We start from the raw sequence: 25,270 nt of genomic DNA on the forward strand, positions 1-25,270 counted from the left end.
GATGGCCGTGTCATGTCGCAGTGCCTCATCGCGGCCGTGGCTCGATCTCCCGAGGAGGACTGATGTCGACCTTGATCACCGAGTGGAACCCAGACGATGAGGTGTTTTGGGAAAAGACGGGGAAGCGCGTCGCGCGTCGAAACCTCATCTGGTCGATCATCGCCGAGAACATCGGCTTTTCCGTATGGATGCTCTGGAGCGTGACGGCCACGCGGCTCCCCAAGGTCGGCTTCGACTACACGATGGACCAGCTCTTCTTGCTGGTGGCCATCCCGGGGCTCGTCGGCGCGCTCATGCGGTTCCCCTACACGTTCGCCGTCCCGAGGTTCGGCGGGCGCAACTGGACCGTCGTCAGCGCGCTCCTCTTGCTCATCCCCACGATCTCGCTCGCGGTGCTCGTGACCAGGCCGGAGACGCCGTTCTGGCTCATGGCGCTCGCCGCGGCGAGCGCGGGGCTCGGCGGCGGCAACTTCGCCTCCAGCATGGCGAACATCTCGTTCTTCTACCCGGACAAGAAGAAGGGGCTGGCGCTCGGGCTCAACGCCGCCGGCGGGAACATCGGCGTCAGCAACGTGCAGTTCCTCGTGCCCATCCTCATCGGGCCCGGCGCGGTCGCGGCGGCCATCGGCGGATACCACACCGAGGCGGGGATCTACCTGCAGAACGCGGGGCTGATGTGGATCCCCCTGATCCTCCTCTCGGCGACCGGCGCGTACTTCTTCATGAACAACCTGGCCTCCGCGAGGTCGAACTTCAAGGACCAGATGGCCGCCACGAAGAACAAGCACACCTGGATCATCGCCTGGCTCTACATCGGCACGTTCGGCTCGTTCATCGGCTACTCGGCGGCCCTGCCGCTCCTGCTCAAGATGGAGTTCCCCGCCGTCACGCTCGAGCTCTCGTTCATGGGAGCGCTGGTGGGCTCGGTGGCGCGCCCGCTGGGCGGCTACCTCGCGGACAAGATGGGCGGGGCCCGCATCACGTTCTGGAACTTCGCCGCGATGGGGCTCGCGACGCTCGGGATCATCCACTTCCTGGACGAGAAGAGCTATGCCGGGGTCGTCGCGATGTTCATGGTCATGTTCATCACGACGGGCGTCGGCAACGGCTCGACCTTCCGGATGGTCCCCATCCTGTTCCGGCGCGACCACCTGCGCGCCGCGCACGGCAAGGGCGAGGCGGCGCGCGAAGAGGCGCTGATCACCGCGCGCCGCCACAGCGCGGCGGTCCTCGGCCTGACGTCGGCGATCGGCGCGCTCGGCGGCTTCTTCATCCCGCGCAGCTTCGGCGCCTCGATCAAGGCGACGGGCGGGGCCACGACCGCGCTCGTCTATTTCTTCCTCTTCTACGTCACCTGCATGGGGCTCACGTGGTGGTGTTACATGAGGACCCGCTTCCTCGTGAACCGCGTCCCGAGCCTCGCCGAGGCCGACGCCTGAGAGGCGCTCTGGGCCTGCGGTGGTCCGAGGCGCCGCGGGGGGCGTCCGCCGGCCACCTCGGGAGCGCCGTGACAGCGGCCCTGGCTCCCTCACGCGCTCGCGGAGGGAGCCAGGGCATGTCACGCGTCCGCGAGGGCGCCCTCGCCGCGGCGTGGCCCGGCACCGCCCCGGAGCGCCGCGGCGGAGGACCGGGCCTCGGCGCCGCCGTCGACGGGCGCGGGCCGCGCGCGTCCGCGCTCGCTCAGCGAGAGCCGCGGCCGCGCGCGCTCATCACCAGCAGCCGCCGAAGCCGCAGCCGCCCCAGCCGCCCCAGAACGGCCGGCGCCAGCCGCCCCAGCCGCCCCAGCCGCCCCAGCCGCCCCAGCCGCCCCAGGGCCGATGCCAGCCGCCCCAGCCGCCCCAGGGCCGGTGCCAGCCGCCCCAGCCGCCCCAGCCCCAGGGCCGGCGCCAGCCGCCCCAGCCGCCCCAGCCCCAGATGCGCGACGCGTCGGCGGTCTCGCCAACGCTCTCCTCGTCACCGGTGGTCGTCTCGTCACCGGTGGTCGTCGAGCTGGGGTCCATCATCGTGGCCGCGCTCGGCGCCTGGTCCGCAGTATCCATCTCTCCGGCCTGAGATCCCTGCTTCGCCTCATCGATCTGGACCGTCATGTCGTCCGTCGTCGTGCCCGACTCCGTCGTCTCGGCCATGCAGCCGGCTGCGGAGAGCGTCGTCGAGAGGACGACGAGCGACGCGAGCTTCGTCAATTGGCTCATGTTCCCATTCTCCTGTGCCTGTCCAATGATGTGGAATGGAGTCAAAGTCCGTCACAGGGACGGGCCTTGACGCGCAGGGATCTGAGCTTCCCCGCCGCTGGATCATGTGCGGTGTCGAGGGCGTGATGTCGATTGCCCCAGACGGGACACCTGAGACACCATGGATGCTTTCGGCGACGCCGAGCCCGGGGAGGCTGAGAGGTGATGATGAGGTGCGCTGTGCCCCGAGCGGGGGCGAGCCGCCGCGCGGCGCTCCCCGGCCCGATGCGCGCGTCCCGGAGGCGCGCGGCGACGCGCCGGCGAGCGCGCTCCCCGCAGGGTGGGTGAGGCGGGCCGGAGGCGAGGAGATCAGCGCCGGTCGGCGCTACGCGCTGGGCTTCGCGCCCCGTGGACGCGTGTCGGGCAGCGCCGCGGCGGACGACCCGACCTCCGAGACCTCATCCTCCGCGGCTATGGGCGTGGAGCCCAGGAGTCCAGGCGGCTCGACCCGCGGAGATGGCGCGGCGCAGCCGCGTGGCTGGCCCTGCGCGATGGCCGCGCGGCAGGTGCGGTGCGCTGGAAAGGGCACAGAATGATGGTTCGCGAGATCATCACGTCTGCCCAGGTTCTCCGGCTCGAGGACGACGGAATCCTCCGCGCAAAACTGCGCTCGCCGTGCACATGAGCCGCTCGTTCGCGCAGGAGGCGGTCAGGGTCGCCATCGAGCTCGCCGATGGCACACCTCGACCCGTCCTGGCCGAACTCCGGGCACAGAAGACGGCCGACAGGGCAGCGCGGGAGTACTTCGGAGGGGCGGCGAGCCGCCGTCGAGGGGCGAGGGGAGGGGAAAGGGCGAGCGGGCGCGCCCGGCGCGGAGGCCGCCGGGCGCGTGTCCAGGGGAGGGTCAGTCGGTGAGCTTCGCCCGGACGGCCTCGCCCATCGCCTGGGTCGACATCTTGCCGCCGAGGTCCGCCGTTCGCGCGCCGCCCGAGATCGCCTGCGCCACGGCGCGCTCGACCGCGGCCGCTTCCTTCTCGAGCCGCAGCGAGTGCCGGAGCAGCATCGCGGCGCTCAGGATCGTGCCGATCGGGTTGGCGATCCCCTTGCCGGCAATGTCGGGCGCCGAGCCGTGGATCGGCTCGTAGACGCCGCGCGTGCCCTCGCCGAGCGACGCGCTCGGCAGGAGCCCCAGCGAGCCGGCGAGCACGGCCGCCTCGTCGGTCAGGATGTCGCCGAACATGTTCTCGGTGACGATGACGTCGAACGCGGCCGCCGCGGTGATGAGCCGCATCGCGCAGGAGTCGACGAGCTGGTGCTCGATCCGGATGTCCGGGAAGCGCGCGGCGACCTCCGTCGCGACCGTCCGCCAGAGCCGCGACGACTCGAGGACGTTCGCCTTGTCGACCGACGTGACCAGGCGCCGCCGCGACGACGCGAGGCGGAAGGCGAGCTCGACGACGCGCTGGACCTCCTCGTCCGTGTACTCGAGCGTGTCGACCGCGCGCCGCCGCCCGTTCACCTCCTCGCGGATCCGCGGCTTGCCGAAGTAGAGCCCGCCCGTGAGCTCCCGGACGACCAGGATGTCGACGTCCGCGAGCCGCTCCGCCTTGAGCGGCGAGGCCTGGACGAGCTCCGGGTACAGGCGGATCGGCCGCAGGTTCGCGTAGAGGCCGAGGCCCTGGCGCAGCGCGAGCAGCCCCTGCTCGGGGCGGACGCTCGCGCTCGGGTTGTCCCACTTGGGGCCGCCGACCGCGCCGAGGAGGACGGCGTCGGCCGCGCGGCACGCGTCGAGCGTCGACGGCTCGAGCGCGGTGCCGGTCGCGTCGATCGAGCACCCGCCGATGAGGTGCTCCGTGTACGTGAAGCTGTGTCCGAAACGGGATGCGACGGCATCGAGGGTGGCGCGGGCTTCGCCGACCACCTCGGCGCCGATGCCGTCGCCGGGCAAAAGAACGATACTGGCCTTCATGCGACCTCGCTGGCAGGCAACGTGGATGTGTACTGCGCTGGCTCTCTCGCTGCGAACGTGAGCCCATACTCGATGCCGTCCGCGAGCGCATGCCAGGACGCATCGATGATGTTCGTGGACGCGCCGACCGTGCTCCACTGCCGGTGCGCGTCGCGGCTGTCGATGAGCACCCGCGTGGTCGCCGAGGTGCCGTCGCGCCCGTCGAGGATGCGGACCTTGTAGTCGACCAGCTGGATGTCGCGCACGGCCGGGTAGACGGGCGCGAGCGCCTTGCGGAGCGCGCCGTCGAGCGCGTTGACCGGGCCGGCCCCCTCGGCCGCCGTGATCACCACCTCGTCGCCGACGGCGATCTTGATCATCGCCTCGGCGAAGGCGCCGGAGCCCTCGCGCTGGCCCGCGATGACCTTGAAATCGAGGAGCCGGAAGGGCGGTTTGTAGCCGGGTGCGCTCCGGCGGAGCAGCAGCGCGACCGACGCCTCGGCCGCCTCGAACGAGGAGCCGCGCGCCTCGCGCTCCTTGATCTGCTCGAGCACCTCCACCTCGGCGCCCGTGGGCACCTCCAGCCCGAACTCCTCGGCCTTGCTGAGGAGGTTGCCGCGCCCCGACAGCTCGCTCACCACGGTCCGCATGCTGTTGCCGACGAGCGCGGGATCGATGTGCTGGTACGAGGCCGGCTCGCGCCGCATCGCCGCGACGTGCACGCCGCCCTTGTGCGCGAAGGCGCTCCGGCCGACGTAGGCCATGTGATCGTCGGGGGCGAGGTTCGCCACCTCGGCGACGTAGTGGGCGAGCTCGGTGAGCCCGCGGAGCCCCCCGTCCGGCAGCGCCCGCATGCCGAGCTTGAGCTCGATGTTGGGGATGATCGCGCACAGGTTCGCGTTCCCGCAGCGCTCGCCGTAGCCGTTGATCGTGCCCTGGACGTGGCGGGCGCCCGCGCGCACGGCGGCGATCGAGTTGGCCACCGCGCACTCGCTGTCGTTGTGGGCGTGGATGCCGAGCGGGTGGCCCAGCGCGGCCTTCATCTCGGCGACCACCGCCTCGACCTGCCACGGCATCGAGCCGCCGTTCGTGTCGCAGAGCGTGAGCACCTCGGCGCCGCCGCGCACGGCGGCGCGCAGCGTCTCGGCGGCGTACGCCCGGTCGAGCGCGAACCCGTCGAAGAAGTGCTCGGCGTCGTAGATCACGCGGCGGCCGTGCGCGCGCAGGAAGGCGATGGTCTCCTCGATCATCCGGAGGTTCTCGTCGAGCGTCGTGCGCAGCACCGCCGTCACGTGCTGCGTCGAGCTCTTGCCGAAGATCGTGCAGACGCTCGTGCCGGCGGCGAGGAGCGCGCGCAGCCCGGGGTCGTCCTCGGGCGCGAGCGAGGCCCTCCGCGTCGAGCCGAACGCCACGATCTTCGCGTGCTTCCACTCGATGTCGCTCGCCCGCTCGAAGAACTGCGCGTCCTTGGGGTTCGAGCCGGGCCAGCCGCCCTCGATGAAGGTCAGCCCGAACGCGTCGAGGTGGCGCGCGATCTGGAGCTTGTCCTCGCACGCGAGCGAGATGCCCTCGCGCTGCGTGCCGTCACGTAGCGTGGTGTCGTAGATGTCGACGCGGTCCGCGGGGCCGGAGCCCCGCTCAGCGTCCTCGGCGGGCGGTTTCATAAGTCTCAACTTTCTCGTGCAGCGAGGGCAGCGCGCCGGGCGCGAGGGGCCCCGCGAGGGGCCTCCCGCGCTCCGCGCGTGGACCTACCCCGCGGTCTCGACGGCGGCGCCGCGGGCGCCGCTCTGGTTGTTCTCTGACGCCGCGTCGTCCCTGCCCTCGACCCCGTAGGTGCCGAGGAGCCGGTTCAGGGCGGCAAGATACGCCTTCGCGCTGGCGACGAGGATGTCGGTGTCCGCGCCGTGGCCGTGGAAGACCCGCTGCGCGGCGTCGTGCTGCGGGTGCCGCTTGCCCGAGGTCGCGTCCGCCCGGACGCGGACGCTCACCTCGCCGAGCGCGTCGATGCCCTCGGTCACCGCGTGCACCGAGAACTCGAGCAGGCTGCTCGGCACGCGGACGATCTCGTCGATCGCCCGGTACGCGGCGTCCACCGGCCCGGTGCCGATGGCGGCGCGGACGTGGAGCGCGCCGTCCGGCCCGCGGAGGCGGACCGTGGCGGTGGGCATCCCGGTGGTCCCGCACGCGACCTGGAGCGCGTCGAGCGTGTAGAGCTCGGGCCCCTGCTGCCGCGTGGTCGACACGATCGCCTCGATGTCGGGATCGGTCACGTGCTTCTTCTTGTCCGCGAGCGCCTTGAAGCTGGCGAACGCCGCCTCGAGCTGCGCCTCGTCGAGGTGGTAGCCGAGCTCCTCGAGCCGGTTCCTGAGCGCGTGCCTGCCCGAGTGCTTGCCGAGGACGAGGCGGGTCTGCGTGACGCCGACCATCTCCGGGCGCATGATCTCGTACGTCTCCTGGTGCTTCAGCATCCCGTCCTGGTGGATGCCCGACTCGTGCGCGAAGGCGTTGGCGCCGACGATCGCCTTGTTCGGCTGCACGTTGAAGCCCGTGGCGGCGCTGACCATGCGGCTCACGCTGGCGATCTGGGTCGTGTCGATCCCGGTGCGCAGCTCGAAGACCGGGCGGCGCGTCGCGAGCGCCATGACGATCTCCTCGAGCGCGGTGTTGCCCGCGCGCTCGCCGATGCCGTTGATGGTCACCTCGGCCTGGCGCGCCCCCGCGCGGATGCCCTCCAGCGTGTTGGCCGTCGCGAGCCCGAGGTCGTTGTGGCAGTGCACCGAGAGGATGGCGCGGTCGATGCCGGGGACGTTCTTGCGGATCCCGGCGATGAGCGCGCCGAACTCGCTCGGGATGGTGTACCCGACCGTATCCGGGATGTTGAGCGTGGTGGCCCCGGCGGCGATGGCGGCCTCCAGCACCTGGTAGAGGAACTCCGGGTCGCTCCGGCCGGCGTCCTCGGGGCTGAACTCCACGTCCGCGCACAGGTCGCGCGCGTACGCGACCATGGCCCGGACGCGGTCGAGCACCTCGGCGCGGCTCATCCGGAGCTTGTGCTGGAGGTGGATGTCGCTCGTCGCGAGGAAGGTGTGGATCCGCGGGCGCGCGGCCCGCGAGACGCCCTCCCACGCCTTGTCGATGTCGACCTTCGTGGCGCGGGCGAGGGCGCAGATGATCGGCGGGTCCGCGGAGGGGCGGCCCGGCACGGCGGCCGCGCCCACGCGCTCGGCGATCGTCTGGACGGCGAGCAGGTCGTCGGGGGAGGCGGCGGGGAAGCCCGTCTCGATGACATCGACGCCGAGCCTCGCGAGCGCGAGCGCGATCTCGAGCTTCTCCGTCGACGTCATGGTCGCGCCCGGCGATTGCTCGCCGTCGCGCAGCGTCGTGTCGAAGATACGGACGTAATCGGACGGTGGCATCGCTTGATTCGGATTCATGTCAGCCATGGTGTTCTCCGCCGCCTCCCACGATCGAGAGGCTCAGTCGCCGGGCTTGATGGTCACGGGATCGATGAACGGCATCATGCGGCGCAGGTTCGCCCCGACCACCTCGAGCCGCTGCTCCCGCTCCTTGGCCCGCATCGCCTCGAACTTCGGCCGCCCGGTCTCGTTCTCCGCGATCCACCGGCGCGCGAACTCGCCGCTCTGGATGTCCGCGAGGATGCGCTTCATCTCCTCGCGCGTCTGGTCGGTGATGACGCGCGGCCCCGACACGTAGTCGCCGTACTCGGCGGTGTCGCTGATCGAGTACCGCATGTAGTTGAGCCCGCCGCGGTACATGAGGTCGACGATGAGCTTGAGCTCGTGGAGGCACTCGAAGTAGGCGATCTCCGGCTGGTAGCCGGCGTTCACGAGCGTCTCGAACCCGGCCTTGACGAGCTCGCTCGCGCCGCCGCAGAGCACCGCCTGCTCGCCGAAGAGGTCGGTCTCCGTCTCCTCGGCGAACGTCGTGCAGAGCACGCCGGCGCGCGTCGCGCCGATGCCCTTCGCGTACGCGAGCGCCTGCGCCTCCGCCTTGCCGCTCGCGTCCTGGTGCACGGCGAGGAGCGCCGGGACGCCGCCGCCGGCCTCGTACGTCTCGCGCACCCGGTGCCCGGGGCCCTTCGGCGCGATCATCGAGACGTCGACGGTCGGGGGGGGCGTGATCGTGTTGAAGCGGATGTTGAACCCGTGCGCGAACATGAGCGTCTTGCCCGGGCCGAGGTGCGGCGCGATCTGCTCCGCGTAGATGCGCGGCTGCGACGTGTCGGGGGCGAGGATCATGATGACGTCGCACGCCTTCGCGGCCTCGGAGACCGTGGCCACCTGGAGGCCCGCCGCCTCCGCCTTCGGCCGGCTCTTGCTGCCCTCGGCGAGGGCCACCGTGACGGACGCGCCGCTGTCGCGCAGGTTGAGCGCGTGGGCGTGCCCCTGGGAGCCGTAGCCTACGATCGCGATCTTCTTGCTCTGGATGAGCGACAGATCCGCGTCGTTATCATAGAAAATTTTCGCCATCTCCATCTCCTTCAACAGGGATCCGCACCTCGCGGCTCCCCTTCTTCACGTCATCCGGCGGCGCCGTTCTCGGTCGAGCGCGCAGGGATCGAGTCGAACCTGGCCTCGGCCTCCTCGGCCCCGCGGGTCATCACGATCATCCCCGTCCGCACCATCTCGATGATCCCGAAGGGGCGGAGCACCTCGAGCAGGCCCTCGAGCTTGTCGCTGGTCCCGGTGATCTCGATGGTCAGCGCCTCGGGGGCGACGTCGACGGCGCGCGCGCGGAACACCTCGCAGAGCTGGAGCACCTGCGCCCGCGTCGCCGCGTCCGCCTTCACCTTGATCAGCGCCAGGTCGCGCGCGACCGAGGCGGTGTGGGTGACGTCCCGGACCCAGAGCGTGTTGACCATCTTGTACAGGTTCGCCTCGATGCGGCGCGCCCCGTCCTCGTCGGCCTCGAGGACGAGGGTGAGGCGCGAGATCCCCTCGAGGTGGGTGCGCCCGACGCTCAGCGACTCGATGTTGTAGGCGCGTCGCCGCAAGAGGGAGGCGACTCGGTTGAGCACGCCAGGGCGATCTTCGACGTAGGCGATGAAGGTGCGCAGGATGGGTCGATCCATGGATGCCTCTTGAAAATCCCTCTTGTCTGTGGTGCGCCCGGCTCTGTCCGCGGCGCGCCCGGGCCCGCTCCGCTCGCTCTGCGGGGGCGCCGGACGGGCGCTCCTTGCGCGTGCGTCTCCTGATGGGTTCACGGGTCCTCCCCGGTCTCCACGATCGGGCTCGGGCGCCGGATCATGTCCTGCAGATCGGCGCCGGCGGGGACCATCGGATAGACGCTATCCTCCTGCTCCACGCGGAAGTCGACGACCACCGTCCCCGGCGTCGCGCGGGCGCGGGCCACCGCGTCCGCGATCTCCTCGCGCTTCGTGACCCGGATGCCCGTGAGCCCGTGGGCCTCGGCGAGCTTGACGAAGTCCGGGCTGCGCATCGGGGTCGCCGAGTAACGCCGGTTGTAGAAGAACTCCTGCCACTGGCGCACCATCCCGAGGTAGCCGTTGTTGATGATGGCCACGTGGACCTTGATGCCCTCCTGCGCGCAGGTCGACAGCTCGCACGCGGTCATCTGGAAGCCGCCGTCGCCGACGACCACCCAGATCTCCTCCTCCGGCTTCGCGAAGCGCGCGCCGACCGCCGCCGGCAGGGCGAAGCCCATCGTGCCGAGCCCCCCCGAGGTGATGAGCTTCCGGGGGTAGTCGTGCTTGTAGTACTGGGCCTCCCACATCTGGTGCTGGCCGACGTCGGTTACCACAAGCGCCTTGCCCTCGGTGAGCCTCCAGAGGTCGTGCAAGACGTGCGCCGCGTACAGTTTGTCGTGGTACGGCAAATGTTGAATGTCACGGACCGCCGAGTCGCCCTTCAGCTCGTTGATGCGCTCGAGCCAGCCGCTCCGGTTGCGCTGCTTGACCCCGGGGATGAGCGACAGGAGCGCGTCGCGGACGTCGCCGACGAGGCCGACGTCCACCTTGACATTCTTGTTGATCTCGGAGCGGTCGATCTCGACGTGGATCTTCTTCGCCTTGAGCGCGTAGGTCTTGAGGTTGCCCGTCACGCGGTCGTCGAAGCGCATCCCGAGCGCGATGAGGAGGTCGGCCTCCTGGATGGCGTGGTTCACCCAGGCCTCGCCGTGCATGCCCATCATGCCGAGGCTGAGCGGGTGGGTCGCCGGGAAGCCGCCGAGGCCGAGCAGCGTGGACGCGACCGGGATGCCGGCCTTCTCCACGAAGGCGAGGAGCTCGCGCGTCGCCTCCGCCCGGACGATGCCCTGGCCGGCCAGGATGAGCGGCCGCTCGGCCTCGTCGATGAGCTCGATCGCCTTCTCGATCTCGGTCTGACCGGCGTGGTACGAGGGGCGGTAGCCCGGGAGCCGGACCTCGCCCTTCGGCGGCTCGAAGTCGATGGAGGCCTGCTGGGCGTCCTTGGTGATGTCGACCAGGACCGGGCCCGGCCGCCCCGAGCGCGCGATGTAGAACGCCTCGCGCAGGGTGGGGGCGATCTCCGCGACGTCGGTCACGAGGTAGTTGTGCTTGGTGATGGGCAGGGTGACGCCCGTGATGTCGGTCTCCTGGAAGGAGTCGGTCCCGAGCAGCTTCGAGGAGACCTGCCCCGTGATGCAGACGATCGGCGACGAGTCGAGCATCGCCGTCGCGATCCCCGTGACGAGGTTCGTCGCGCCCGGCCCCGAGGTGGCGATCGCCACGCCGACCTTGCCCGAGGCGCGGGCGTACCCGTCCGCCATGTGCGCGGCGCCCTGCTCGTGCCGGACGAGGACGTGGCGGATCGGGTAGCCGAGGATCGTGTCGTAGGCGGGCATGATCGCGCCGCCCGGATAGCCAAAGACCACGTCCACGCCTTCGCGTACGAGGACTTCCCAGATAATCTGTGCGCCGGTTCGTTTCATATTCCTGACTCCATCGAGTCACGCGGGTGAGGGGTGGTGCCCGTGGACGCCGTGGCCGCGGGGCTCCGCCGCTTCGCCGTGGCTCGGCAAGTTACGCGATTGCCCGCTGCAGGTCCTCCCGGGGGCCGCCGCCGCTGCTCTCCTCGCGGCGGATCGCTTCGAGCACCCTGCGCGCGTCGTCGAGCGACACGACGCGGGAGGAGCTCGCCCCGTCGGGCTCCAGGCTGGAGCCGGCGCGCGCGGAGGGCGGGTCGGCGTGGAACTCGAAGGAGGCCGCGGCGGGCTCCTCGCCCGGCCGCGCGCCCTTCAGGTGCGTCGAGGAGCGCTGGGGGGCGCGGATCGCGCCCCCGCTCGCGCGCGCGCGGATGTCGTCGACCAGCGCCTCGAACTCCTCCCGCACGGCGCTCGACGCGACGGGCGATCCACAGCCCGCGGCGACGAGCTCTGCGAGCTCCGCGATGCGCTGGCCAACGGCCTCGGTAGTCGAGGCGTCCTCGCTTTGCTTCCTCGATTGATTCTTGCTCACCTGAACCTCCTTACGACGGCTGCTCCTCGGAACCCACAGGCCAGAAAAACAAAGGCCCCCGGACCTTCTCGGTGCGGGGGCCTATCTCCATGCTGCCTTGCTCAGAGCGGCGGCCCGCACCCGTCTCCAACGCGAATCAGCCCAACAATCCCGACCGGGCCGACGAGCGCAGGAATGGCTAGCCCCGCTAGGAGCGCGACGGACACGACGCTCTCGACGACGAGCGAACGCAGCGACGAGCACGAGGGCGAAGCCCTGCGCACCAGCTTCTCAGCGCGAGTCCCATCGCCGGAGGCGTGAGCGCTGGCGGTGCACTTCGGCTTCTGCATGGCGTGCGTACATCTACCATACGGAGCTGCTGCGTCGCGTCAAGCTGTTTCTTTGCAGGTCGCGTGTTTCCGCGGTGTTTCATGCGGTTTTTGCGAAGCCGAGGAGCGCGGAACGCACGCGACGTTCCGAACGAACGCGCGATGTCCGAAGCGATCGTCGAGCGCTCGCAGCGTGCACGACGTGCGACGCGCTCACGACGTGCGCCACGCTCACGACGTGCGCCGCGAGCGACCGCCATCGTCCATCGCGACGATCGCGGCGGCGCGTTTCGTCCGAGTCGTTCGGCGGCGCGGTGAGCGTCTCCGGAGATGAGCGGCCCCGGGGCGTGCGGTTGTCACGGCGCCGGGGCGCCGTGCGCAAACGCCGGACCGCAACTCGTGCGCGCCCGCGGTGCGGACTGCTGCCCTGGACCGACTGCGGCGCGCGGCGCGACGCCACCATGGATCCGGCATGCAACCGCACCTCGCGGCGCACGCGCGCCCGGCCGATCGTTCGCTCTCGCTCTGCGGCCGCGCGGCCTCATGCGCCGCGATCGGGGTCCTCGCGCTGGGCAGCGCGTCGGCGGGCGCGGCGGAGGAGCCCGCGGCCGCGCTGCGCGCGCAGCCCGCGCGCCCCGTGCCGCCGGTCGAGCGGCCCCCTTCGCCCCCGCCGCGCGGTGAGGAGCGGCCCGCCGCCGCGGCGCGGGGCGCGCCGGCCCGGGCGGCCGCCGCCAACCTCGGCACGTTCGTCGAGCTCCGGAACGATTACATCACCCGCGGCAGGGGCCGGTTCTTCAACGCGGCGGTGCTCCGCGGCGACTACGCGTTCGACCGGAGCTTCTCGCTGCGCGCCGACCTGCCGCTCGCCTACGCGGGCGGGCTCGAGGGCGAGCGCGACGTGGGGCTCGGCGACGTCCTGATCCGGCCGCTCGTCCGCGTCGTCGGCACGCCGCGCCTCGCGCTCCTCGTCGGCTCGGATCTCGTCCTCGACTCGGCGACGCGCCCCGCGCTCGGCGCGGGGAAGAACCAGATAGCGCCCATCGTCCAGGCGTACGTCCGCGTGGCGCGGGCGGCGCGCCTGGGGCTGCACCTGCAGCACGCGGTGTCGTTCGGCGGCGATCCGCGGCGGGACGCGATCCAGGCGTCGACGGCGCGGGCGTTCGCGATCGTCGAGCTGCCGCGAGGGCTCTGGTTGCAGCCGGACCAGGGCTTCCACTTCAACCATCTCGGCAGGCCGCGCGTCGTGTCGACGAGCATCCTCGAGGTGGGCGCGGCGCTCAGCGAGCGCGTGCAGGTGTACCTCGATCCCGGGATCCAGGTCGGCAGCCAGGGGGCCGTCGACTGGCTGGTGACCGGCGCCGTGCGATGGGAGTTCCCGCAGCGGGAGCGGAGGCCCGCGATCGCCGCGGCGCCGCCCGCTCGCCACGCGGTGCGCGCGGCGGGCGAGCGCGCGGCGGGCGAGTAGGCGAGGGCGCGCGGCCCACGCGCTGGCCGCGCTCGGCCCGCGCGGCCGCGATCAGTCGGCGAGCTCGAACGTGCGCAGATCGACGTAGCTCACCGCCACGCCCGGCTCGCTGTGCACCTCGCGCCGCGCGTCGAAGGCGTAGTCGCCCTCCTGCACGGAGCGCCCCTGGGCGAGCGCGCGCAGCACGTCCATCGCCGTGATCATCCCCGCGAGCGCGCCGCTGCCCGCGACCACGACCACGCGGTGGATGCCCTCCTGGACCATCAGGCGCACGGCGGTCATCACGGGGTCGCCGGGGAGGACGGCGTAGATGGCGCGCGTCATCACGGCGTCGATCACGACCTCGCCCTCGGCGCGGGAGACCCCCGGGCGAACGAGGTCGGTCGTGGAGACGATGCCGACGATGCGGCTGCCGTCGAGGACCGGAGCGCCGCCGATGCGGCGCGCGACGAGCGCGCGGGCCGCCTCCTCGACGGAGGTGCCCGATCGCAGGGCGTAGACGTCGTCGGTCATGATGTCGCGAACACGCAGCGTGCTCATGGAGGGCTCCCTCTCCGTGGCTGGGGCGTCGGGAATGTGCTGTGAGGCACAGCAAGAAGCGCTCCCGGCCCGGCGCCTGCCCGGGCGCGCCGGCTCGTCCGGGCGGGCGCGCCGCGCCGCCGGGAACGGGCGCGTGGCCAGGGCCCTGTCCGGCGCGTGGCGGCGAGCCCTTGACCTCGGTCGTTGTCCCGCGCCTGATCCGCGGCCGGACCCATGCCGTCACGAGATCCGCTCTTAAGGCACTCCGCGACGCGGCTCGCGGCGCTGATCCGCGCCCGCGCCGTGACCTCGGCCGAGGTCGTGGAGGCCCATATCCGGCGCATCGAGCGCGTGAACCCGACGCTCAACGCGATGGTGGCGACCCGGTTCGACGCCGCCCGCGCCGAGGCGCGCGCGGCCGACGCGCTCCTCGAGCGGGGGGGGGCCGCCGGCGCGCCGCCTTTCCTGGGCGTCCCGTGCTCCATCAAGGAGAGCTTCGCCGTCGCGGGCATGCCGAACTCCGCCGGCCTCGTCGCCCGCGCCGGCGTGTGCGCGGGGGCGGACGCGGTGACGGTCGCGCGCCTGCGCGCCGCCGGCTTCATCCCGCTCGGGGTCACCAACGTCCCGGAGCTCTGCATGTGGATGGAGACGAACAACCGGCTCTACGGCCGGACGAACAACCCCTACGATCCGACGCGCACCGCGGGCGGGAGCTCGGGCGGGGAGGCCGCCGTGGTCAGCGCGGGCGGCGCGCCCATCGGGCTCGGCTCGGACATCGGTGGGTCCATCCGGATGCCCGCCTTCTTCAACGGCGTCTTCGGGCACAAGCCGACCGGCGGGCTCGTGCCGAGCTCGGGGCAGTTTCCGCTGCCGGGCGAGGGAGCGCTCCGCTTCATCACGGCGGGTCCGATCGCGCGGCGCGCCGAGGATCTCATGCCGGTGCTCCGCGTCCTCGCGGGCCCCGACGGGCGCGATCCGAGCTGCGCGCCGATGCCGCTCGGCGACCCGGACGCGGTCGATCTCGCCGGGCTCTCGGTCCTCTCGATCGAGCACGACGGCGTCCGCCCGGTGAGCCCCGATCTCCTGGACGCGCAGCGGAAGGCCGCCCGGGCGCTCGCCGCGCGGGGGGCGACGGTCCGCGAGGCGCGGATCGATCTGCTCGCGCGGACGCTCGACATCTGGACGGCGATGGTGGGCGCCGCCGAGGGCGTGACGTTCCGCGCGCTGCTCGGGGGCGGCCGCCCGGTGAGCCTGGCGCGCGAGCTCGCCCGCTGGTCGCTCCGCCGCTCGCCGCACACGCTGCCCGCCCTCGGCCTCACGCTGCTGGAGGACCTCGGCAGGCGCGTGCCCGCGCGCGTCCGGCGCGCCGCCGAGCTCGGCAGGGCGCTCCGGGACGAGCTCGTGTCGCGCGTCGGCGAGCGGGGCGTCCTGCTCTACCCGTCGTACCCGGAGCCCGCGCCCCGCCACTACGCGCCGCTCCTGCCGCCCTTCCAGTGGACGTACACCGCCGTGCTCAACGTCATGGAGATGCCGGCGACGCAGGTCCCGCTCGGCCTCAACGGCGCGGGGCTGCCGCTCGGCGTCCAGGTGGCGGCGATCCACGGCAACGATCACGTGACGATCGCCGTGGCGCAGCACCTGGAGCGCGTGTTCGGCGGCTGGGTTCCGCCTGCGCTGTCGTGGCGCCGACGCTGACGTCCCCGGCTGCGGTCGTGGTATCAGGCTGCCCCATGACCAGCGACCGCACGTACGACGTGATCGTCTTCGGCGCGACCGGCTTCACCGGTCGCCTCGTCGCCGAGTACCTCGCCACCAAGGGCAAGGACGCCTCTGCCCCGGGCGCGGAGGGGCGGCCCATCCGCTGGGCGATCGCCGGCCGGAGCCCGGCGCGGCTCGCCGAGGTGAAGGCGGCGATGGAGGCGATCGATCCGGCCTGCGCCGCGCTGGGCGTCATCGAGGCGAGATCGGAGGACGCGGCGTCGCTCGAGCGCATGGCCCGCGAGGCGCGCGTCGTGCTCACCACGGTCGGTCCGTACGCCGATCGCGGCGAGCCGCTGGTCGAGGCGTGCATCCGCGCGGGCACCGATTACGCCGACCTCACCGGAGAGCCCGAGTTCGTCGACCGGCTCATCGAGCGCCACGATCGGCGCGCCCGCGAGGCGGGCGTGCGGATCGTGAACGCGTGCGGGTTCGACAGCGTCCCGCACGACCTCGGGGTGCTCTTCACCGTGACGAAGCTCCCCGCGGGCGAGCCGCTCGTGGTGGAGGGCGTCGTGCGCATGCACGGCAGCTTCTCCGGCGGCACCTGGCAGACGCTGCTCGACATCGTCGCGCGCTCGGGGCGCAAGAGGCGCGGCGCGCGGCCCGAGGGGGGGCAGGGCGCGCGCAAGGCGGAGCCGCTCAGGCCGCGCATCCGGTACGAGAAGGAGCTGCGCGCCTGGATCGCTCCGCTGTCGACCATCGATCCGCAGATCGTGCTGCGGAGCGCGCGGGAGCTCGACGTGTACGGCCCGGACTTCCGGTACGGGCATTTCATGCAGGTCCGGTCCGGGCTCAAGCTCGCGCTCGGGATGGCGGGCTTCGGCGCGCTCTTCGCGCTCGCCAAGGTGAGGCCGACGCGCGAGCTGCTCCGCAAGGTGCGCAGCCCGGGGGAGGGGCCGAGCGCGGAGGAGCGGGCGCGCGGCTGGTTCCAGGTGACGTTCCACGGCAAGAGCGCGTCACGGAGGGTGGTGACGCGGGTGAGCGGCGGCGATCCGGGCTACGCGGAGACCGCGAAGATGGTGGCGGAGGCGGCGCTCTGCATGGCGTTCGACCGCGAGCGGCTGCCGGCGCGCGCCGGGGTCCTCACGCCGGCGGTCGCGATGGGGGAGCGGCTCATCGAGCGGCTGCAGGCGGCGGGGATCCGCTTCGAGCTGCTGGAGGGGTGAGCCCCCGGCGCGCCCCTCCGCCGGCGGAACGGGGGCCCTGCCGCCGCCGGCGCGCTCCGGTCAGAACGCGCCGGAGATCGAGGTGCCGCCGCCCCCCGGCGCGACCCACGGAGAGACGGTCAGCGCGGCCTCCCGCGAGCCCGGTGCGCTCGTGGAGGGCACCTTTAGGAGCCCCACCACCGCGGCGCCGATCGCGACCGCGCCGGCGCCGCCGAGGCCGAGGAAGAGGCCGAGGCCGCGGTTCTTGCGCGCGTTGTCGCGCTCGTGATCGTAGCCTGGGGCGCAGTACGTCTTGCCCCCGTCTTCATGGCAGTTCGCGCGGAGGTCGCTGATCGCCGCGAGATCGGTGCCGAGGAAGTAGACGCCGACGCCCGTGAGCGCGACGCCCGCGCCGCCGGTGATCCACACCCACGCCGGGACCTCCGGCGACCGCTGCGCCACGGGCTCGAGCGACAGCGCGACGGTCGCGGTCTTGCCCGCCTCGGCGACCACGGCGCGCGTGAGGGTCGGGTGCCCCGGCGCGCTCGCGCTCACCTCGTGTCGCCCCGGCTCGACCGGCAGCGCCTTGCCCAGCTCCGACGCGGGCACGAGCGCCCCGTCGCGGAGCACCTTCAGCGCGCCCGGCGGCCTCGGGATCACGATGCGCAGCTTCGCCAGGCGGGCGTCGAGCGCCGCGAGCCCCGCGTGCGCGATCTCCGAGAGCTCCTTCCGCCGGGACTCCGGCGTCACGTCGCCCACCAGGGTGAGCGCCTCGCGGTAGGCGCGCCAGGCGAGCACGAGCTCGTCGGCCTGCTCGTGGCACCTGGCGAGGTTGAGCTTCGTGCTCGCGGCAGGGTAGAGCGCGAAGCTCTCCTCGAACTTGGGGCACCCCGCGGCGAAGTCGCCCCTGCGGACGAGCTGTCGCCCGGTCCGGAAGAGCACCTCGGCCTGCGCCCGATCGCGCGGCGACGGCTCCGCGAGCGCGGCGGAGCCGGTGAGCAGGACGGCGAGGAGGGCACCGCCGCCCGCGCGCGCTCGCCGCGCGTTCCGGCGAGCGGGGCGCGGGGCGCTAGTCGAGTTGGTCGAGCGGGTCATGGGTCTTTCTCGACGACGCCCGGGGAGCCGAGCGCCGGGGCGGCAGGTTCGCCGTGGAGCGCGGCGGGCTCGTCTCGGCCGGCTTCGCGGTGGGGGCGTCCGGTCGGTCCGACCGCGCCGGCGCGGGGGGCGGGGCGTCGTTCGCCTGCGCCGTCCTGCCGGGCCCTGGCTCGGCGGGCGACGGCGTTCCTGAGGCGGCTGGCGCCGCGGAGGTGGCGCCGTCGACGTCCGGCGTGAGCGCCGCGGCTGCCGAGTCCTCCGGTGCCGGCGCCGCCGTGGCCGCGGCGGAGGGAGCGGAGGGCGCGGCGCGCAGGTCCGGCCTCGCTTCCTCGTTGTCCGCGTCCTCGCTGGACGCGTGCAGCAGGCCGATGGCCGCCAGGAAGAGCGCCACGGTCAGCACGCCGGCCAGCGACGCGAGCGCGATCCCGAGCTGCCTGCCGCGGTTCGGCGAGACGGCGAGGCTGCGCCCGGCCGGCGCGAGCGTGCCCTCGGCGCCGGGCGGCGGCGGGAGCCCGTGCGTCCCGGCGGGCGCGGTGGGCCACCCCGGCAGGCGGGCGCCCTCGTCCGGCAGGGCGACGCGGCCTGGCTCGGGGGACCGATCCATCGCGTCGGCGGGCCGATCGATCGGCTCGGGGAGGCCCCCCGGAGGCGCGACGAACCGCTCGGTGGGCTGGGGGACCTGGGGTCCGAAGAGGAGGTCAGCGGACAGCGCCGCGGGTGCCGTCGACGTGGGGTCGCCTGCCAGGAACGGAGGCGCGCCAGGGCCGGCCGCCGTCGCGTCGCGCGCGGGCTGGCCCGCGCCGAGCGGGGGGCTCGCGCCGAGCGGGGGGCTCGCGCCGAGCGGGGGGCTCGCGCCGAGCCGAGGGCTCGCGCCTGGCGGGAGGCTCGCGCCGAGGCGGGAGCCCGGAGGGCCCGGCGGGGTCGCCGGCACCGGGGTGGTGCGCGCGGCGGCGCGCCACGGGGTGCGCGCCGCCACCGCGGCGGCGAAGGCGTCGGCGAGCTCGCGCGCGCTCTGGAACCGTTCGTCGGCATCGCGCTGGAGCGCCCGCGCGATGAAACGATCGACCTCCTGGCCGAGGCCGGGCACGAGCTGCCCCGGCGGACGAACGTCGGCGGTGCAGATCTGGACGAGCACGTCGCCGACCTCGGGGCTGGCGAAGGGGAGCTCGCCGGTGAGGCACTGGTAGATGATGACCCCGAGCGACCAGAGATCGCTGCGGTGGTCGACCTCCCGGTGCCGCCGCACCTGCTCGGGGCTCATGTAGCTCGGCGAGCCGAGCAGCACGCCGCTCCTGGTCGTGCTGTCCGCCTTCCCGAGGCCCATCTCCTTCGCGATCCCGAAGTCGAGGACCTTGATGACCTCGTCGTCGGCCTTGCCCGCGAGGAAGATGTTCCCCGGCTTGATATCGCGGTGCACGAGCCCCATCTCGTGCGCCTTGCGCAGCGCCCGGCAGACCTGGCCCACGAGATCGGCCGTGGCCGACAGGGAGAGCCGCCGCTCGCGGGTGAGCCGCGCCCCGAGATCCTCGCCATCGAGGAGCTCCATCACGAGAAAGGGCGTCTCCTCCTCGATGCCGTAGTCGTACACGTGCACGACGTGGGGGCTCTTGATCAGCGCGGAGGCCCGCGCCTCCCGCTCGAAGCGCGCCCGTGCCTCCGGCGAGGCGGCGAACTCCGGCGCCATGAACTTGATGGCGACGTCCACCTGGAGCTGGAGGTGGCGCGCGACCCAGACCGATCCCATGCCGCCGCGCGCGATCCTCCTCTCCAGCCGATACCGGCCGCTGATGATGCTGCCTGCTTCGAGCGAGAGCATATGCAGAACGCGCGCCAGCTGCCTGGAAACCGGGCGGTCGCGGAGATCTACCAGAGACGGCAGGTCGTGTCGCCCGGGATGGGCCGCCGCGGGCGGCGCGCGGTGGGACAAGGGGGGCTGCCCGTGTGCCGGGAGCGACGTGCGACAGATCCGTGTCATGGTGCGCGATCGTCGAGCCCCGTGTCGGCCTGGCCGACGCGCAGGGCGATCGCCGACCCCGAGAGCCTGGTCGGGAGCGCGCGGCATGCCGCTGCGATGCCTCGCCTGGCCCGCCTGCTTGCCGGTCGGCGCGGTCGCGGGATACCGTCTCCTCCGGTTCCCGCCGTGATGCGCCCCATTCCCATCGGCATCGACGACTTCCGGCTGCTCCGCGAGCAGGGCATGGAGTACGTCGACAAGACCCATCTCGTGCGGGACGTGCTCGACAAGGGCGCGCAGGTCCTGCTGCTGCCTCGCCCCCGGCGCTTCGGCAAGACGCTGAACCTGTCGACGCTGCGCTGCTTCTTCGAGAAGCGCGACGAGGACGTGTCTTCCCTCTTCGCGGATCTCTCGATCTGGCAAGCGGGCGAGGCGTATCGGGCGCACTTCCAGCGGTATCCGGTCGTCTTTCTGACCTTCAAGGACGTGCGCTTCGCCACCTTCGAGCGGTGCCTGGACGGTATCCGGAAGAAGCTCGCCGCCCTGTTCGAGGAGCACCGCGCGGTGCTGGACGCGGCCACGGCGAGCGAGGCCGAAGGCCGGCGCTACCGGGAGATCCTGGATGGAACGGCCAGCTATGCGACCTGCGCGGACGCGCTCCTCGACCTGGCCCGCCTCCTCCACCGGCACCATGGGGAGCGGGTCGTCATCCTGCTCGACGAGTACGACGCGCCGATCCATGCGGGGCACGCGAACGGGTACGTGAAGGAAGTGCTCGAGTTCTTCCGCGCCTTCCTGACAGCCGGGTTGAAGGGGAATCCGCACCTGTTCAAGGCGGTGCTCACCGGCATCCTCCGGATCGCGCAGGAGAGCATCTTCTCGGGCCTCAACAACCTCGCCGTCTACACCTTGCTCCGTCCCGATTTCGCGACGAGCTTCGGTTTTACCGAGCCGGAGGTGGAGGCGCTGCTCGACCGGGCGGGGCGGCGAGATCGCCTGGCCACGGTGCGGTCGTGGTGCAACGGCTACGCCTTCGGCGGCACCGTCGTTTATAACCCCTGGTCCATCCTCAATTACATCGACAGCCCCGAGCCCGAGCCGCGGCCTTACTGGGTCTCGACGAGCGCCAACGACCTCGTGCGCGAGGTGCTCGTCCGCCACGCGTCGCAGGTCCAGAAGGACATCGAGGCGCTGCTCGAAGGGAGCGGCGTCGAGCGCCGCCTGGACGAGAACGTGGTGCTCTCCGATCTCGGCTCGCGGGCCGACGCGCTCTTTGGCCTGCTCACCTTCTCGGGCTATCTCAAGGCCGAGAAGCGCTCGCTGGGCCTGGATGAGGAGCCGCATTATCGCCTCTCGATCCCGAACCGCGAGGTGCGACAGGTGTACACGTCGACGTTCCGCGAGTGGATGAGCGAGCGGCTCGGCGGCGAGAGCGACGTCGATCGGCTGAAGCAGGCGCTGCTCTCAGGAAACGCCGAGTCGCTGGAGGAGGAGCTCCAGCGGTTCACGCAGAACGTGCTCTCCTACCATGACACGGCGCTCCGGCCGGAGCAGGTCTACCATGCCTTCGTGATCGGCCTGCTCGCGACGCTGGAGCCGGAGCACGAGGTGCGCTCGAACCGCGAGTCGGGCAGGGGGCGGCCCGACGTGACGATCCGCCCGCGTCAGGCGGGGAAGCCGGGCGCGGTGCTGGAGCTCAAGGTGGCGAAGCCCGTCAAGAAGACGCTCGATCAGGCGCTCGCCGAGGGGGTCTCGCAGATCCGGGACCGGGGTTACGCGGCGGAGCTCGGCGCGTCCGGGGCGAGCCCGGTGCACGCGTTCGCCGTGGCGTTCGACGGCAAGACGGTGCGGGTGCAAGCGGTCTAGCGCCGCGTCGCCCACGCTCGCCCCGTTCGAGCGCGCCGCCATCGCGGCCGGCGCCGACCGCGGCCCCGGCCGGCAGCCCGGTCTGGTAGAATGGCGCCTTGCACCGCGAAACCTGGATCTTCGGCTACGGGTCGCTGATCTGGCGGCCGGCGTTCCGCTTCGAGCAGAGGGCGCCGGGGTACATCACGGGGTGGGCGCGCCGCTTCTGGCAGGGCTCCACCGATCATCGCGGCGTGCCTGGGGCGCCGGGCAGGGTGGTCACCCTGATCCCGGAGCCCGGCGCGCGCTGCTGGGGGATGGCCTATCGCGTCGCCGCGGCGGATCTCGACGAGGTGCTCCGCGCGCTGGATCATCGCGAGCAGGGGGGGTACGTGCGCCACGACGTGCCGCTCACCCTGGCGGATCCGGCGCACGCGACGACCCGGACCGCCACGGTGTACGTGGCCACGGCGGACAACCCGCACTATCTCGGCGCGGCGCCGCTCGCCGACATCGCGGCGCAGGTGCTCGCGTCGAGCGGGCCGAGCGGCTCGAACGTGGAGTACGTCCTGCGGCTGGCCGAGGCGCTCGCGGCGATGGGCGCGGAGGACGAGCACGTGGCCGCGCTCGCGGCGCTCGTGCGCCGCCCTGCGCCCCTCACCCCGTCGCGCCGCCAGCCCCCCCGGCCCGGAGCGAGCTCCTAGTTCGCGTCGCTGCTGCCGCCGCCCTCGCTCCCGTCCACGCCCGCGCCCCCGCTGCTGGCGCCGTTCGCGTGCTCGTCGACCCCGTTGGTCCCCGCCGCCGGCGGCGTCGATCCGCCGTCGTCGGCCGTCGCCGCCGCGTCTTCTGCCGCGAACGCCTCGACCGCGACCACGCGCTCGTCCTGGCCGACGTTCATCAGCCGAACCCCCTGCGCGTTGCGCCCGGTCTCGCGGATCTCGCTCGTCTTGGTGCGGATCATCTGGCCCCGGTCGGTCACGATCAGCACCTCGTCGCTCGGGCTCACCATCGCCACGCCCACCACCGGCCCGTTCCGCTCGCTCGCGTCGATCAGGATCACGCCCTTGCCGCCGCGGCTCTGGAGCCGGAACTCCTCGAGCGGCGTCTGCTTGCCGTACCCCCGCTCGCACACCGCCAGCACCCGGTCGCGCCCGTCGCCGCTCACGCCGAGGCCCACCACCACGTCGCCCTCCTCGAGCTCGATGCCCTTCACGCCCATCGTGGCCCGGCCCGTCGGGCGCACCTGGTCCTCGGGGAAGCGGATGCTCATCCCGCTCCGGGTCGCGATCACCAGCTCGCGCTTGCCGTCGGTCAGCGCCGCCGTGAAGAGCTGATCGCCCTCCTCGATCCGGACCCCGATGATCCCCTTGTCCCGGTAGTTCTCGTACTCGCTCAGCGCCGTCTTCTTGATCTGCCCGCGGCGGGTCAACGTCACCACGAACGTCTCGTCGCTGAAGCTCGGCACCGGCGTGATCGCCGCGACCTTCTCCCCCGGCTCCATCCCGACGAAGTTCACGATCGCGCGGCCCTTCGCGTTCCGCGGCGCCTGCGGGATCTCGTAGACCTTCTTGACGAAGACCTTGCCCTTGTCGCTGAAGAAGAAGACGTACGAGTGCGTCGACGCCACGAAGAGCTGGCTCACCCAGTCCTCCTCGCGCGCCTCCATCCCCACCATCCCCTTGCCGCCGCGGCGCTGCGCCCGGTAGGTCGACGTCGGCGTCCGCTTCAGGTAGCCGGCGTGCGAGATGGTCACGACCATGTCCTCTTCCTGGATCAGGTCCTCCATCTGGATCTCGGCCTCGGCCGGCACGATCTCGGTGCGCCGCTTGTCCCCGAAGCGCGCCTTGATCTCCTCGAGCTCCATCACGATCACGTTCATGAGCAGCCCCATGTCCGCGAGGATCGCCCGCAGCCGCTCGATCGTCTGCGACAGCTCGCCGTACTCCTTCGCGAGCTTCTCCCGCTCGAGGCCGGTCAGGCGCGACAGCCGCATCTCGAGGATCGCCTTCGCCTGCCGCTCCGACAGGAAGTAGTCGCCGCGCGCGTCGGCCTCGGCGCACTCGGGCTCCGGCCGGCCGGCGCGCCGGAGGAACTCGCCGAGCCCCCGGAGCGGCAGCCTCTGCAGGTTCTCCCGCGCCTCCTCCGGATCGCTCGAGGCGCGGATCGTCGCGACCACGCGATCGATGTCGCTCGTCGCCATCCCGAGCCCCTCGACGAGCTCGCGCTGCGCCTCCGCCTGCCGGAGCTCGAAGCGGCAGCGCCGCGTCACGACCTCGCGCCGGTGCTCGATGAAGTGCGACAGCGTGTCCTTCAGGCTCAGCACCGCGGGGCGGCCGTTCGCGATCGACAGGTTGATCACGCCGAACGTCGCCTGCAGATCCGTCAGCCGGTAGAGCTGGTTCAGGACCACCTGCGGGAAGATGTCCTTCTTCAGCTCGATCACGATCCGCATCCCCTCGCGGTCGCTCTCGTCGCGCACCTCGCTGATCCCCTCGATGCGCTTCTCCTTCATGCACTCGGCGATCTTCGCGACGAGCCGGGCCTTGTTCACCTGGTAGGGGATCTCGGTGAACACGATCTGCTCGCGGTCGCCCTTCATCGTCTTCTCGACCTGGCTGCGCCCGCGCATCGTGATCGAGCCGCGCCCGGTCGTGTAGGCCTGCACGATCCCGCTCTTGCCGTAGATGAGGCCGCCCGTCGGGAAATCCGGCCCCGGGACGAGGTGGAGCAGATCCTCCAGGGTGACGTCGGGGTTCCGGATGATCGCGATCGTCGCGTCGATGATCTCGCCGAGGTTGTGCGGCGGGATGTTCGTCGCCATGCCGACGGCGATGCCGCCGGAGCCGTTGACGAGGAGCTGCGGGAACTTCGCCGGCAGGACGCTCGGCTCGAGCTCCGAGTCGTCGTAGTTCGGGACGAAGTCGACCGTGTCCTTGTCGAGGTCGGCCAGGAGCTCGACCGCCATCCGGGAGAGCCGCGACTCCGTGTACCGCATGGCCGCGGGCGAGTCGCCGTCGACCGAGCCGTAGTTGCCCTGCCCGTCGATGAGCGGGTAGCGCAGGCTGAACGGCTGCCCCATGCGGACGAGCGCGTCGTAGACCGCGAGATCGCCGTGGGGGTGGTACTTGCCGAGGACGTCGCCGACGACGCGCGCGCACTTCTTGTGCGCGCCGGTGGGGCCGATCTTCTGCTCGTTCATCGAGTAGAGGATCCGGCGGTGCACCGGCTTCAGGCCGTCGCGCACGTCCGGGATCGCGCGGCCGATGATCACGCTCATCGCGTAGTCGAGGTAGCTCGTCCGGAGCTCGTCCTGGATGCTGACCGGAACCTTCTGCTGGATGTTCGACGTCTCTTCCATGAGATCTGCACCCGAGACGCGGGGGGCGGGCGCGGCGCGTGCGGTCCCCGCGTAGAGGCCCATCCCAGCGCGGCTCGAGCGTCGAGCGGGTCGGTGGAGGCGTCGGTCGCCTCGATCGACGACCGACGAGGTGGAGCGCGGCCTCCGCCGCCCGCCCTATGACCCGCGCTGTTCAGGGGATGCGACGGAGGCGTTCAGGTACTCCAAGGGGCAGGCCGGCGCAAAGGGTTTGCCGGCCTCGAAGC

The 25,270-nt window shown here is 72.2% G+C and carries 18 protein-coding genes; 6 read left to right on the forward strand and 12 right to left on the reverse strand.

Going from position 1 to position 25,270, the window contains the following annotated elements:
• Positions 1-62: 62 nt before the first annotated feature.
• On the forward strand, positions 63-1,439 hold the full coding sequence (locus tag WMF31_RS19410) for an MFS transporter (protein ID WP_436603381.1): 1,377 nt from the start codon (positions 63-65) through the stop codon (positions 1,437-1,439).
• 270 nt (positions 1,440-1,709) lie between these two features.
• Here WMF31_RS19410 and WMF31_RS19415 read toward each other — a convergent pair whose 3' ends face one another.
• The 8 genes from WMF31_RS19415 to WMF31_RS19450 all read right to left on the reverse strand — a co-directional run bounded on the left by WMF31_RS19415 (position 1,710) and on the right by WMF31_RS19450 (position 11,575).
• Positions 1,710-2,192, reverse strand: coding sequence for a hypothetical protein (locus WMF31_RS19415; protein WP_436603382.1), 483 nt, complete (start codon positions 2,190-2,192; stop codon positions 1,710-1,712).
• Between the two features lie 883 nt (positions 2,193-3,075).
• Positions 3,076-4,140 carry a 3-isopropylmalate dehydrogenase gene (gene leuB, locus WMF31_RS19420; RefSeq protein ID WP_436603383.1) on the reverse strand — a complete coding sequence of 355 codons (1,065 nt, stop codon included), beginning with the start codon at positions 4,138-4,140 and terminating at the stop codon, positions 3,076-3,078.
• The gene (gene cimA / locus WMF31_RS19425; protein WP_436603384.1) at positions 4,137-5,783 is read right to left on the reverse strand and encodes a citramalate synthase; all 1,647 of its coding nucleotides are present in this window, start codon (positions 5,781-5,783) and stop codon (positions 4,137-4,139) included. Before cimA ends, leuB begins: the two co-directional genes overlap by 4 nt.
• Before the next feature lie 84 nt (positions 5,784-5,867).
• Positions 5,868-7,553, reverse strand: a complete 1,686-nt coding sequence (locus tag WMF31_RS19430) for a 2-isopropylmalate synthase (protein WP_436603385.1) — start codon at positions 7,551-7,553, stop codon at positions 5,868-5,870.
• Between the two features lie 42 nt (positions 7,554-7,595).
• Entirely contained in the window at positions 7,596-8,609 is a 1,014-nt protein-coding gene (gene ilvC, locus WMF31_RS19435; protein WP_436603386.1) for a ketol-acid reductoisomerase, read from the reverse strand.
• A 50-nt stretch (positions 8,610-8,659) separates the two neighbouring features.
• Complete coding sequence (gene ilvN, locus WMF31_RS19440; protein ID WP_436603387.1) at positions 8,660-9,211, reverse strand: acetolactate synthase small subunit; 552 nt, start codon at positions 9,209-9,211, stop codon at positions 8,660-8,662.
• Positions 9,212-9,339: 128 nt separating this feature from the next.
• The gene (gene ilvB / locus WMF31_RS19445) at positions 9,340-11,049 is read right to left on the reverse strand and encodes a biosynthetic-type acetolactate synthase large subunit (protein ID WP_436603388.1); all 1,710 of its coding nucleotides are present in this window, start codon (positions 11,047-11,049) and stop codon (positions 9,340-9,342) included.
• A 91-nt stretch (positions 11,050-11,140) separates the two neighbouring features.
• Positions 11,141-11,575, reverse strand: coding sequence for a hypothetical protein (locus WMF31_RS19450; protein ID WP_436603389.1), 435 nt, complete (start codon positions 11,573-11,575; stop codon positions 11,141-11,143).
• Between the two features lie 780 nt (positions 11,576-12,355).
• On the opposite strand from WMF31_RS19450, the gene WMF31_RS19455 reads away from it, so the two are divergent.
• On the forward strand, positions 12,356-13,348 hold the full coding sequence (locus WMF31_RS19455; RefSeq protein WP_436603390.1) for a hypothetical protein: 993 nt from the start codon (positions 12,356-12,358) through the stop codon (positions 13,346-13,348).
• A gap of 51 nt (positions 13,349-13,399) precedes the next feature.
• Here WMF31_RS19455 and WMF31_RS19460 read toward each other — a convergent pair whose 3' ends face one another.
• Positions 13,400-13,888, reverse strand: coding sequence for a CBS domain-containing protein (locus WMF31_RS19460; protein WP_436603391.1), 489 nt, complete (start codon positions 13,886-13,888; stop codon positions 13,400-13,402).
• A 213-nt stretch (positions 13,889-14,101) separates the two neighbouring features.
• On the opposite strand from WMF31_RS19460, the gene WMF31_RS19465 reads away from it, so the two are divergent.
• Positions 14,102-15,562, forward strand: coding sequence for an amidase (locus WMF31_RS19465; protein ID WP_436603392.1), 1,461 nt, complete (start codon positions 14,102-14,104; stop codon positions 15,560-15,562).
• 35 nt (positions 15,563-15,597) lie between these two features.
• Positions 15,598-16,794, forward strand: a complete 1,197-nt coding sequence (locus tag WMF31_RS19470) for a saccharopine dehydrogenase family protein (protein WP_436603393.1) — start codon at positions 15,598-15,600, stop codon at positions 16,792-16,794.
• Positions 16,795-16,854: 60 nt separating this feature from the next.
• Here the strand turns inward: WMF31_RS19470 and WMF31_RS19475 are convergent, their stop codons facing one another.
• Together WMF31_RS19475 and WMF31_RS19480 are read right to left on the reverse strand one after the other, a co-directional pair.
• On the reverse strand, positions 16,855-17,868 hold the full coding sequence (locus tag WMF31_RS19475; protein ID WP_436603394.1) for a PEGA domain-containing protein: 1,014 nt from the start codon (positions 17,866-17,868) through the stop codon (positions 16,855-16,857).
• Positions 17,843-20,089 (reverse strand): protein kinase domain-containing protein, encoded by a 2,247-nt coding sequence (locus tag WMF31_RS19480; RefSeq protein ID WP_436603395.1) that lies wholly within the window; start codon positions 20,087-20,089, stop codon positions 17,843-17,845. The genes WMF31_RS19475 and WMF31_RS19480 overlap by 26 nt, the downstream gene beginning before the upstream one ends.
• On the opposite strand from WMF31_RS19480, the gene WMF31_RS19485 reads away from it, so the two are divergent.
• Both WMF31_RS19485 and WMF31_RS19490 read left to right on the forward strand, forming a co-directional pair.
• Complete coding sequence (locus WMF31_RS19485) at positions 20,012-21,688, forward strand: AAA family ATPase (RefSeq protein WP_436606576.1); 1,677 nt, start codon at positions 20,012-20,014, stop codon at positions 21,686-21,688. The two genes, WMF31_RS19480 and WMF31_RS19485, sit on opposite strands and share 78 nt — an antisense overlap.
• A 98-nt stretch (positions 21,689-21,786) precedes the next feature.
• Positions 21,787-22,371, forward strand: coding sequence for a gamma-glutamylcyclotransferase (locus WMF31_RS19490; RefSeq protein ID WP_436603396.1), 585 nt, complete (start codon positions 21,787-21,789; stop codon positions 22,369-22,371).
• Here WMF31_RS19490 and gyrA read toward each other — a convergent pair.
• Positions 22,368-25,025 carry a DNA gyrase subunit A gene (gyrA, locus tag WMF31_RS19495; protein ID WP_436603397.1) on the reverse strand — a complete coding sequence of 886 codons (2,658 nt, stop codon included), beginning with the start codon at positions 25,023-25,025 and terminating at the stop codon, positions 22,368-22,370. The genes WMF31_RS19490 and gyrA overlap by 4 nt on opposite strands.
• Between the last annotated feature and the right edge of the window lie 245 nt (positions 25,026-25,270).

Origin of the sequence: Sorangium sp. So ce1036, assembly GCF_051369805.1 — a bacterium.
GTDB lineage: Bacteria > Myxococcota_A > Polyangia > Polyangiales > Polyangiaceae > Sorangium > Sorangium cellulosum_F.

Coding starts and splice junctions, on each gene's coding strand:
- WMF31_RS19410 (WP_436603381.1), top strand. CDS start 63: ATGTCGACCTTGATCACCGAGTGGAACCCAGACGATGAGGTGTTTTGG.
- WMF31_RS19415 (WP_436603382.1), bottom strand. CDS start 2,192: ATGAGCCAATTGACGAAGCTCGCGTCGCTCGTCGTCCTCTCGACGACG.
- leuB (WP_436603383.1), bottom strand. CDS start 4,140: ATGAAGGCCAGTATCGTTCTTTTGCCCGGCGACGGCATCGGCGCCGAG.
- cimA (WP_436603384.1), bottom strand. CDS start 5,783: ATGAAACCGCCCGCCGAGGACGCTGAGCGGGGCTCCGGCCCCGCGGAC.
- WMF31_RS19430 (WP_436603385.1), bottom strand. CDS start 7,553: ATGAATCCGAATCAAGCGATGCCACCGTCCGATTACGTCCGTATCTTC.
- ilvC (WP_436603386.1), bottom strand. CDS start 8,609: ATGGCGAAAATTTTCTATGATAACGACGCGGATCTGTCGCTCATCCAG.
- ilvN (WP_436603387.1), bottom strand. CDS start 9,211: ATGGATCGACCCATCCTGCGCACCTTCATCGCCTACGTCGAAGATCGC.
- ilvB (WP_436603388.1), bottom strand. CDS start 11,049: ATGAAACGAACCGGCGCACAGATTATCTGGGAAGTCCTCGTACGCGAA.
- WMF31_RS19455 (WP_436603390.1), top strand. CDS start 12,356: ATGCAACCGCACCTCGCGGCGCACGCGCGCCCGGCCGATCGTTCGCTC.
- WMF31_RS19460 (WP_436603391.1), bottom strand. CDS start 13,888: ATGAGCACGCTGCGTGTTCGCGACATCATGACCGACGACGTCTACGCC.
- WMF31_RS19465 (WP_436603392.1), top strand. CDS start 14,102: ATGCCGTCACGAGATCCGCTCTTAAGGCACTCCGCGACGCGGCTCGCG.
- WMF31_RS19470 (WP_436603393.1), top strand. CDS start 15,598: ATGACCAGCGACCGCACGTACGACGTGATCGTCTTCGGCGCGACCGGC.
- WMF31_RS19475 (WP_436603394.1), bottom strand. CDS start 17,868: ATGACCCGCTCGACCAACTCGACTAGCGCCCCGCGCCCCGCTCGCCGG.
- WMF31_RS19485 (WP_436606576.1), top strand. CDS start 20,012: ATGCGCCCCATTCCCATCGGCATCGACGACTTCCGGCTGCTCCGCGAG.
- WMF31_RS19480 (WP_436603395.1), bottom strand. CDS start 20,089: ATGGGTCTTGTCGACGTACTCCATGCCCTGCTCGCGGAGCAGCCGGAA.
- gyrA (WP_436603397.1), bottom strand. CDS start 25,025: ATGGAAGAGACGTCGAACATCCAGCAGAAGGTTCCGGTCAGCATCCAG.